We start from the raw sequence: 9,278 nt of genomic DNA, 5'->3' as shown, positions 1-9,278 counted from the left end.
ATTTTCTTCCTGCAACCTCATATATCAAGTTATCAAAGAACTTCATATAGCTAGTTTATCAAAAGTTTTTGGGATGCCAAACCGATATTCACCTCCCACCTACCGTTGGGCTACGCCCTTCACACGCTTGAGGAAGGAGAATTCTTTCGGGGAATTCGTTAAAAAATGAATAAAATCACACTTAATCATATAAGAAAAAGAAAGGTGGAAATGAAAGATGAAAAAAGCATTGGTTGCAGTTTCAGGATTAATTGTTGTAGGAGGTGGATTATTAACTTATGCAGGAGGAGATATAGTAGATAGATTTAATCCGTTAGTGAAAGAAAGAGATGTGTATGTCCTTACAAAAGGGGAAGCACAACCACATGGAGCGTAGCTAAATGTCACAATGAAAAGGTAAAGGAAAACATAATATTCATAACCAACTAGCACTACAGGTTAATTATATTTGTTATTTTATACCTTTGCATTTTTATATATTTTATTTTTTAATTAAATTCAAACATATATTGTTATTGTATGGAGGTATTATATGAATTTTATCAATTCTACATTAGGAAGTTTAAGTATTATTAGTATAATAATAATTTTATTCGTTCCTATTTTGTTGAATTTAGGTTATTTTGTTTTGTATAAACGAATATATAAAGGGAAATATTCATTTGAAAAAAAACAAATTGTTTTGATTACACTATTGATAGGATATTACCTTATTGTATTAGCTGGAACTTTATTTGGTCGTGAAAATATTATTCGGCCTGAAGGGATAATTAATTTTGATATTTTACGTGGATATAGAGTTGCTTGGAATAATTTTTCACTTGTTTCTTTTCAAGATATTATTATAAATATTGCTTTACTTTTTCCAGTAGGATTTTTGTTACCCTTAATTAGTAATTTCTTTAAAAAAGCAGGGGCAGTATTATCAGTCGTATTTAGTACAAGTTTTTTTATTGAAATAATTCAATTTGTAACAGATATTGGACGTATAGATATATCCGATGTATTACATAACACCTTAGGAGGTATGCTTGGATATTGTATAAGTAATTTATTGATTGTTTTTTTAGATAAACAATCAGTACCATTTAAACAAATTGTTAAATATATATCTTTACCAGTGATAGTTTGTTTATTAACATTGGGAATTACTATTTCTTACAAAATGCAAGAATTTGGTAATTTACCTATTAACCCAGAAACTAAAATGGATATGTCTGATATTACTATGAAAACAACTATATCATTAGATGCAGATTCTAAAAAAATGCCTGTTTATAAATTTAAGAAAAATTCTTCAGAACAAATAAAGATTAAAGATATAGAAATTATTTCTTCAAAAGAAGCATTCCAAAAATTAAAACGTGGAGAATTTTTACCTCTAGAATCTTTAAAAAAAGGAGATATAATAACTATTACAAAATGTACATTATCATCTTATTCAGATACAAAAGATTTCCAACAGCCTGTATATCAATTTGAAGGAATAATAAATGGTAAACAAGAGGCTTTATACTATATTGCTGCAAAAAAATAAAAGTGTAAATTATTCTAATACAAAAAAGAGTATTCATATCTAAAAAGTAGGGATACTTTTTTTTGTAGAACTTTTCCATAGATTTTTTATATAAGGTTAAGTTTTAAAAAAAAGGAAAGGATCCAAGTATCACTGAGAACTTTTATTTTGGATTTTAAAAGGTCTTATTTCGTTTTAAGTCAAAAATATGGGTAATTATGTTGTGATTATTAGAAGATAATTTAAAGCGTCTGTCAACGGTACCGGGCCGAAGGGAGGATAAGGAGTTAATCAGATTCACTATTTTTAAGACCCTCTTGTTGTGTCAAAACGGTTTGTTATTTAAAGGTGAATCTGGTGTAGAAGGTAATAATGCTAGAGCATCTGTAATCTTTGTAAATCCTCACATTATTTATGCAGGAGATAAAGATAATGTAAATGAAGCTTTAAAACTTATGTTTTATAAAGCTATGAAAATACCAATATTAAAAGATTTACCTAATAAGTTATTTTAAAAATTAAGTCGTAGTTGTTTAATTTGACAACTACGACTTTTTATTTATATTTGTTTTTTTTGTGTGTTATTTTGAACACAGACAAAAAACCTAAAAAACCTTGATATAACAATGTTTTTTACACTTTTAAAAGTATGTCTCTTCTCATTCTCTATATAAGGGCTTTTCTCCATACAAGGAACGGAGAGTATTTTTTGAGAATCCCACTCAAAAAATCTTCCACCTTACTCCTTGCATTCCGAAATTCGGCGGGGGTTGGTATATCGCCAAGCCGAACAGACCAAAAACGAGGACTTAGGTTGCTCGACTTGGATTAGCAATTGTACCAGCCGAACCGCCAATTTTTCCGTTCAAGATATTCTTCTTTTTCCATATTGAATCAATGCTATGTGGGGGTTTGCCCCACACGACAAGCCAGCACTCACACCCAAAAACAAAGGATAGCCCAATCATAAAACTCACATAATCTCTAGATATAATCCATATTAACTACAGATTTTTGTTTTATGTTTAATATAATTTCAAACAAGGAGGTAGTAAAAAATGTTTAAAACATTATTAGCAGGAACACTTTTAAGTACAGGGTTATTAACTGGTGGTATAGCAGGTGAAGTACCAGATAAAAAAGAAGAAACATCTATCAAAGATAAAGTACAATATGCTATTCAAGATAAAGATAAAGATGGAAATATAACGTATAAAGAAATTGACGAAAGTGAACTTCCAAAAGATGTACAAGTACAATCAACAGAGGGTGTAGAAACAGATAAAAAAGAAGAGACATCTATCACAGATAAAGTACAATTTATTATTGAAGATAAAGATAAAGATGGAAATATAACGTATAAAGAAATTGATGAAAGTGAACTTCCAAAAGATGTACAAGTAATACGATCAACAGAGGATTTAATCAACAAAGGATTTAAAGAAAAAAAATAGCAAACTTAATTAAGAAAGCGAAATTTCGAGAGTTAGAATGACTGTGTTTGGAGTATAATTTAGAAAACATTGGTTTGATTTTTTTGATGAGAGTAACATATTGTTACTCTTTTTAATTTTGCTTATGAATAAATATTCTTATTAAGTTAACATAACGTTTCATTATCGGTAGCAAGAAAAAGGGGTCACCATATCAAACAAAGAAAATTGTGCGTATAGACATATTTTTCAACCACTTCCTGTTCGTTAAGGGACTCGTTATTTTTTTTACAGTTTTTTATTATGAAATTCTAAATAACTAATTATAATATGTAAAAAAACGATCCATAGTTGGGGTACGGAAAGGATTCGAATTTACATTCTTTCTCAATACATATTATGGATAAATAAAGTAAAATATGGGCTGAGGGTATGTCTCATGTTGTGTTAATCCTACCAATAACTAAGGATACATAATATGCTTTCATACCCTTAAATAATTTTGTTATAGAAGGGATGGAGATTTAAATGGATCAAATTGTTGATATTGATAGATACCTTTGTACTGGGGCTTTAATCTATATGAGTGAGGGCCTTTTCCCTAAGCCTAGGAGGTAAGGAACAGTAAACAGCCACCTATACAATATGAATAGAGGAGAGGAATGCCTTATGAAAATACGTAGTCAAATTACATTTGTAAGTCTGGCCCTTTTAATAGCTGGAAGTTCTCTGTTATACACCACACCAATCTCAATTGTAAAAGCAGAGCCCACTCAAAATGTATCTAGTTCGTTACAAACAAATACTCAACGAGATCGCGCTTCCGTCAAGCAGGCAATGCGGGATACATTGCAACTTGGATACCCGGGGATACTTGCTAAAACTTCTGAGGGTGGAAAAACGTGGGGGTATGCCGCTGGAATAGCGGATCTGAGAACTAAGAAACCAATGAAAACAGATTTTCGCTTTCGCATTGGGAGTGTGACGAAGACGTTCACCGCAACAGTTGTACTTCAATTAGCTGGAGAGAATCGCCTGAATCTAGACGACTACATCGAAAACTGGTTGCCTGGTGTCATTCAAGGAAATGGATATGATGGTAACAAGATTACTATCCGGCAGATATTGAACCATACAAGTGGTATCGCTGAATACTCAAGGTCAAAAGACGCTGATTTTACGGATACAAAAAAATCGTATACGGCTGAAGAGTTAGTGAAGATGGGGGTTTCTCTGCCTCCAGACTTTGCCCCAGGAGATGGCTGGTCTTATTCAAACACAGGATACGTATTACTGGGCATTCTTATTGAAAAAGTAACCAGAAACAGCTATGCGGAAGAGATTGAAAATCGGATTATTGAACCACTTGAATTGTCGAATACATTCCTACCAGGCAACTCAAGTGTTATTCCAGGCACTAACCATGCCCGTGGATATGTCCAACCAGACGGAGCAAGTGAGCTAAAAGACGTTACTTATTATAACCCAAGTGCAGGTAGCTCTGCTGGAGATATGATTTCTACTGCTGACGACTTAAACAAATTCTTCTCTTACTTGCTCGGTGGCAAATTACTGAAAGAACAGCAACTAAAACAAATGCTTACTACAGTTCCTACAGGAAAAGAAGGAATCGATGGATATGGTCTTGGAATCTATGAAACTAAACTTCCAAGCGGTGTCTCGATATGGGGACACACAGGTGGCATTCTAGGCTTTACTACTCTTGTTGGAGGTAAACTTGGAGGCAAGCATACGTTGGTCGTCAATTGGAATAGTTTGGGTAGAACTGACAGTCCTAATCCTTTTAAAAATATTTTACTTGCTGAATTTAGCAAGTAGGAAAAAAGGAAAAATTTATCGTAGTCTTCATAGTTAAAAATATACTTTTCTGGTTCAAAGGCCCAACTTATTTTCAAGAAAAATTTTTGGGTTTTTTTGTTTTGGTGGCGTTTATTCTTCTTAAGTTGATGGATGTGGGGTGTCTTAAAATCTTAGCTTGATGGGCATGTGGCGGTACCCCATTGCTATCCAGCTAGTAATTTCAAGTATCCCAAAAACGGAAATTTTAATATTTTACAGTAATTTATGAGTGCAAACTTTGATAAATTTAAGACTGAATATTTTTAATAATGAAACTAATATTTCTATAAATTCTAAATATTTTCTTTTTTGTAAAAAATGATACATTTGAGGTATGAGTTACAAAACTATTAAAGGGGGATTTTTTATGTTCAAGAAATTAGTAGTCGGAGCATTAGCAACAGGTATTGCATTAACTGGGGGGATTGGTGCAGCATCAGCTGATACAGTAAAACCTATTTCAGATAGAATTGAAAGTATAGTTGAAAATACAAATGAAGTCGAAAGACCATTTGTACCAAATCTTTCTGATAAAAATAATCTTATTGGAGAAAAAGCAGCTGCAGCATTTGATTGGGGATATTCCGGTAGTTATAATTTTTCCACATCAATTCAAGTGAAAAAAACTGTATCTGTAGCAGACAACGGAACTATTGGAGTAGCTATTCAAAATAATAAAAATTTTAATTTTAAAGTTGTAGTAAAAAGTTTATCATCAGGAAACAGCGTAACCCATAATGTAACAGGAGGGCCAATGAGTGGTGGTGATTATGTTTATAATTACTTTGGTCCTATGAAAGCAGGAAACTATGTTGTAACTCTAGTAAATACAGATGGTTCATGGCACCAAGGCACTGTTTGGCTTGGATGGTAATTACTTGAATTTATTTATTTTTGAACAGACTTTTCAAAAAAGAAAAGTCTGTTCTTTTTAATTCTGCACGTCCCTTTGTTTTGGAGATGCTGATTTAGAGGACCCACCACATCACTATCAAGTTAAGAAATACAAATACCTTCAAAACGAGAAAATTGACATCTTCATGTGAAAATGTACAATTTTTTTGTTTTGGGGTGTTATAAAACTCTTAAGTTGACGGGCATGTGGCGATACCCCAAATTGCAATTGCCTTGAGGCTTTTGCACCAGAACCGGTCTATCTATAATACTTGATACACCTTTCTTGAAAAGGGATTCTATCATCAAGCAGCACTTCTTCTTGCAGCAATTTTGTTATAGTCTCTATTTTTACAATGAATAGTGCGAAGAAGTCGCCCGAGTTTGGATATGTAAATAGTCCATACCCCTTTGGTGACAGTATTTTGTTGGCCTCCTTAATCTTTTCAGGTAAAAATTCATAATTAAATGCTTCTAATTTCTCGAGTTCTTCTTGTGTTGCTAATTCAATTTGGTGGGCAAATTCGTAATCAAGAATAAAATTGACAATTTCTTGGTATTGCTCACCTTTATAGTCAACGTATAAAAACTGTTTCGTCGTCAATCCATATTTTAATAGGTCTTCATGTAAGTCATAACTTCCTTGTTCCTTCAAAAACGTTTCCAAATCCTTGCTATCAGGAAATATAATCTGCGCTATCCCTTGATTAGGCATATTAGCTTCCTCCTTTTATTGAAATAATTCTCCATGCTTGTTAGGAATATATTCCGGGTAGTTTTTACGATAAAATTGATCAATCATCTGAAGCACGGGGTCCCACTCAGGGTATGGCTCACGTTCTCCAAATACCATTTTCGCTTCTGGAGTATTCATTAGAAAATTATCGAATTGAGTAGGTACTGGCAATCCTAGTTGTTTTCTTACATGGATCAAGAATAAGATTTCAAAAGGATAAAATCCGTATCTGAAATCGCCAAATTCACCTAGCTGTCCGATTTCAGAAGCTAATGCAGAATGATACTGAGACATGATCGAAATTAGATGTTCTATTTCTTCTAAATCACCAGTCGACCAACGTCCCAGCACTTCATCATAAATGTTCAGGTCTTCAGGGATTAAGTCGCATCGCAGTTCAGCTTCCTTAAACTTATTTATCACGGCTAGATGCAATTTTTCATTCGTTCCCATGATGGTTTTATTTTTATACTGCAAGTACAGTTCTAACAAAAACCAAATATGTCTATCCTCTTCATTGGCCTTTATTAAATGTCCACCGAAGTGATGAGCCATAAAATCATATAATATATTTTCTTCTTTCTCCCATCCATACATTGCAAAATGAACTAATGTGAGGACGACTTCTCTAAACGAATATCCCAAGATCATCCTTGGATACCTGATTGTATAGAGATCCTGTCCCATGCACTGGTAAAATAAGACTTTTTGCATGTTCTTTAATCCTTCTACATTGTTTCCACCGCTGATCAATACATCGTTTTTCCATAGTGACAAGTGATAGGAGAAAATTTTTCTTAGATTTATTAATAGTATGTGATCTTTCTCTGTTTCATTTTGCTCAATGATTTTCTCAATCTCTCTTCTACTAACATTATATTTATCTTTAACATCTTCAAACTTGATTCCATCTACAAAATTTTTGCTATATCTTTTAAAAGCCATTTCTAACTTTTTTTGGTTCATCATTGTATCCTCCCATTTGTATGTTTTCTAATTTCTGTTTCTAAACATAAGTGAGACCCCAGTTTCAACCACTCTTATTTTAACTCAAATGTAAATTATAGTAACTTATTAAATGCACTTTTCTTAATTATTCAGCCTTTTACCTTAAAAAATCGAATGTAAACCAATACCCATTTATTTACATTCAAAACATTGTAAATAAGGCGTACCGCCAAATATAAAACATATCCATAGGGAAGCGTGTAGCACCTTGCTATAATAATGTTGGAACTATTTCCTAATTATTGATGAAGGAGCTTAGACATGGAAAAGATTAATAGAATATTAAGTGATTTTGCTAAGGTTAATGAATATGATGGCGTAGGTAATGATTATAGACTATATCTTTTATCAGAAGATACAAAAGAAGATATATGTGAGCTTATAAAAAAGGATATAAAAGCTACTAGTGACGACACAATAGAACTTATACAGTTGAATGAATGGCAGCAGGATTTCCTTTCTTGTGAATTCCCTGACAGTGAAGAGTATTGGTTCGGAACAATACCCAGTGGATATGATTTGAAAGGATTAACACCGAAGGAGTTTATAATTGAACAGTTATTGAATACATTTGAACAAGGGATTGGAGCAGTTTATTGGGTAAAATTAGATATAGGAGCCTATTATGCTTGTAGTTATGAAGAATATGTCTTCGTAACCCATAAGGGAATTTATTATCTTTCTATGCAAGTACATGATTAAAAAGAAATTGAGTACAGTTAGACATAATTTAGGATATCTTTTACCCGGTGCTTTGTATGATAAGGAACTGTTGGTTTGAAATAAAGTCACGATGTTTATAATAAATTCGCGACGTTTTGAAAAAAGTTGTTGTTAAAGATGGTGTGAATTGGAATTTTACTCCATCTTTTCTTTTTAATTTTGTATAATGAAAATAACCATATTTGTATATTTTTATATATTTTTATAATAAACAATTAAGCAGGAGGAATAAATAATATGTTAGATACATTAATAAATCATTTTAAAGATGTAAATTTAGTATGTTCACAATGTGGTAAAACAATTGAACGTGGTGAACGATTTGCAGTTTCTCTAGTATTATCCGAAGACAAAAATATGCCTGTTGGACAATTAGATAAAGTATTAGCTAAGATAGCAAACGAAATTTTATGTAGTAAATGTAAATAATACTGAACAGGGAGCTAATCTTCACTATTTGCTTGTCAAACTTAATAACAAAAATAAAAATGGTTGATTAAAATTACACATATTAACCTTACTATATGATTCTCTGATTATTGAACTACTCACCACTTAACATCCTCGCGGACTGTTTGAAGTGGGAGATTCCTAAGTACAGAAACCTAACGGTTTCTAATTCATTAGGCTATCCCCGTAGTTCCTACGGTTAAGAGACGAATTGCTTCGTTTTTAAGATTGAGCGCTGCGTTTCGATCTCTATCGTGATGTGCGCCACAAGAAGGGCAATCCCACTCACGAATGGTTAGATTTTTAACGTCTTTGTTTTTGTATTCACAATTGGAGCATAATTGACTAGAAGCAAATGTTTTGGATGCCATAACAACTTTTTTACCATACCATTTTGCTTTATATTCCAACATCGTTCGAAATTGGGACCAAGATACTTCACCAATCGCTTTTGCAAGCTTTCTATTTTTGAGCATATTATGGACTTGTAAGTCTTCCATACCGATAACATCGTGGCTTTTGATGATTTCAGTAGAAAGTTTATGTAAGTAATCAGCTCTTGCATTTGCAATATGTTCATGGATTCGTGCAACTTTCACACGTTGTTTATTCCAGTTCGAAGAACCTTTTGTTCTTCTAGAAAGGATACGCTGTGCTT

At 32.6% G+C, this 9,278-nt stretch carries 10 protein-coding genes and 1 pseudogene; 8 read left to right on the top strand and 3 right to left on the bottom strand.

The genetic code is table 11. From position 1 onward, the window contains the following. Window positions 1-217 precede the first annotated feature (217 nt). The 6 genes and pseudogenes from BAU27_RS32345 to BAU27_RS14355 all read left to right on the top strand — a co-directional run. Window positions 218-364, top strand: a pseudogene (locus tag BAU27_RS32345) (YxeA family protein); the annotation flags it as partial. Between the two features lie 168 nt (window positions 365-532). Continuing rightward, the gene (locus BAU27_RS14375) at window positions 533-1,537 is read left to right on the top strand and encodes a VanZ family protein (RefSeq protein ID WP_071771215.1); all 1,005 of its coding nucleotides are present in this window, start codon (window positions 533-535) and stop codon (window positions 1,535-1,537) included. Window positions 1,538-1,836: 299 nt separating this feature from the next. Next, window positions 1,837-2,031, top strand: coding sequence for a hypothetical protein (locus BAU27_RS14370; protein WP_233152566.1), 195 nt, complete (start codon window positions 1,837-1,839; stop codon window positions 2,029-2,031). 543 nt (window positions 2,032-2,574) lie between these two features. Continuing rightward, entirely contained in the window at window positions 2,575-2,970 is a 396-nt protein-coding gene (locus tag BAU27_RS14365) for a hypothetical protein (protein ID WP_071744255.1), read from the top strand. Between the two features lie 648 nt (window positions 2,971-3,618). Beyond that, window positions 3,619-4,788 (top strand): serine hydrolase domain-containing protein, encoded by a 1,170-nt coding sequence (locus BAU27_RS14360; RefSeq protein WP_071771216.1) that lies wholly within the window; start codon window positions 3,619-3,621, stop codon window positions 4,786-4,788. A 388-nt stretch (window positions 4,789-5,176) separates the two neighbouring features. Next, entirely contained in the window at window positions 5,177-5,683 is a 507-nt protein-coding gene (locus BAU27_RS14355) for a hypothetical protein (protein ID WP_071771213.1), read from the top strand. A 279-nt stretch (window positions 5,684-5,962) separates the two neighbouring features. Here the strand turns inward: BAU27_RS14355 and BAU27_RS14350 are convergent, their stop codons facing one another. Beyond that, complete coding sequence (locus BAU27_RS14350) at window positions 5,963-6,418, bottom strand: DUF6630 family protein (RefSeq protein ID WP_071771212.1); 456 nt, start codon at window positions 6,416-6,418, stop codon at window positions 5,963-5,965. A 15-nt stretch (window positions 6,419-6,433) separates the two neighbouring features. Then, the gene (locus BAU27_RS14345; RefSeq protein WP_071771211.1) at window positions 6,434-7,408 is read right to left on the bottom strand and encodes a hypothetical protein; all 975 of its coding nucleotides are present in this window, start codon (window positions 7,406-7,408) and stop codon (window positions 6,434-6,436) included. A gap of 300 nt (window positions 7,409-7,708) precedes the next feature. Here BAU27_RS14345 and BAU27_RS14340 point away from each other — a divergent pair, with 300 nt between their 5' ends. Together BAU27_RS14340 and BAU27_RS14335 are read left to right on the top strand one after the other, a co-directional pair. Then, on the top strand, window positions 7,709-8,149 hold the full coding sequence (locus BAU27_RS14340) for a hypothetical protein (protein ID WP_071771210.1): 441 nt from the start codon (window positions 7,709-7,711) through the stop codon (window positions 8,147-8,149). 258 nt (window positions 8,150-8,407) lie between these two features. After that, entirely contained in the window at window positions 8,408-8,599 is a 192-nt protein-coding gene (locus BAU27_RS14335) for a hypothetical protein (RefSeq protein ID WP_000887514.1), read from the top strand. A gap of 194 nt (window positions 8,600-8,793) precedes the next feature. On the opposite strand, the gene BAU27_RS14330 is transcribed toward BAU27_RS14335, so the two are convergent. Continuing rightward, a partial coding sequence (locus tag BAU27_RS14330) for an RNA-guided endonuclease TnpB family protein (RefSeq protein WP_139254649.1) occupies window positions 8,794-9,278 on the bottom strand: 485 nt, incomplete at its 5' end.

The sequence above is a fragment of the Bacillus sp. NH11B genome (assembly GCF_001884205.1).
Lineage (GTDB): Bacteria > Bacillota > Bacilli > Bacillales > Bacillaceae_G > Bacillus_A > Bacillus_A proteolyticus.
Note: the sequence above shows the minus strand (reverse complement) of the source record. Positions and strands in the feature narration are given on the sequence as shown.

Bases quoted from the DNA above. Each gene is read 5' to 3' on its own strand.
- BAU27_RS14375 (WP_071771215.1), top strand. From the start codon at position 533: ATGAATTTTATCAATTCTACATTAGGAAGTTTAAGTATTATTAGTATA.
- BAU27_RS14365 (WP_071744255.1), top strand. From the start codon at position 2,575: ATGTTTAAAACATTATTAGCAGGAACACTTTTAAGTACAGGGTTATTA.
- BAU27_RS14360 (WP_071771216.1), top strand. From the start codon at position 3,619: ATGAAAATACGTAGTCAAATTACATTTGTAAGTCTGGCCCTTTTAATA.
- BAU27_RS14355 (WP_071771213.1), top strand. From the start codon at position 5,177: ATGTTCAAGAAATTAGTAGTCGGAGCATTAGCAACAGGTATTGCATTA.
- BAU27_RS14350 (WP_071771212.1), bottom strand. From the start codon at position 6,418: ATGCCTAATCAAGGGATAGCGCAGATTATATTTCCTGATAGCAAGGAT.
- BAU27_RS14345 (WP_071771211.1), bottom strand. From the start codon at position 7,408: ATGATGAACCAAAAAAAGTTAGAAATGGCTTTTAAAAGATATAGCAAA.
- BAU27_RS14340 (WP_071771210.1), top strand. From the start codon at position 7,709: ATGGAAAAGATTAATAGAATATTAAGTGATTTTGCTAAGGTTAATGAA.
- BAU27_RS14335 (WP_000887514.1), top strand. From the start codon at position 8,408: ATGTTAGATACATTAATAAATCATTTTAAAGATGTAAATTTAGTATGT.